General features: G+C 56.4%; 1 pseudogene. It reads right to left on the bottom strand.

Annotated features, from left to right (window positions below):
* Positions 1-46: 46 nt before the first annotated feature.
* Positions 47-541: pseudogene (locus ACR0ES_RS20180) on the bottom strand (putative 2-aminoethylphosphonate ABC transporter permease subunit); the annotation flags it as partial.

Genomic DNA, 541 nt, shown 5'->3' with positions numbered 1-541 from the left:
CCCCGCAGATATGTGATCTGCGGGGGTATTGAGTTTTTTGTGTGGATTACCTGCTGCGCCAGGCCTGTGTGCGGGCCAGGATGCCTTTTGATGCCATCAGATGAAAGATCCGGGCGGCTGCGTTGGTGTAGAAGATCATCATGCCCATTGCGGCTGCGGGTGCGATATCCCCGGCATCATCCATGTTCAGCACCGCGATGGACGCGAGTGTGGTTTTGGGTGAGTAGAGGAACACAACCGCCGACACGGTCGTCATCGCGTTGACGAACAGATAGATCGAGATGTCCAGCACCGCAGGCAGGCAGACCGGCACCGTCACGCGGGCAAACAGCTTCATTGTTGGCTGTTTGAGAGAGGCCGACACCGACTCGAACTCTTTATCCATCTGCTTGAGAGCGGTGACCGCCGTCAGGTGCGATACGGTATAGAAATGCGTCACCGTGCAAACCACCAGGATCGCCATGGTGCCGTAGATCGCATTGAACGGATTGGACGGGTTGTTGAAGAAGAAGATATACGACAGTCCCAGAACCATGCCCGG

The sequence above is a fragment of the Ruegeria sp. N7 genome, assembly GCF_056531345.1.
Note: the sequence above shows the minus strand (reverse complement) of the source record. Positions and strands in the feature narration are given on the sequence as shown.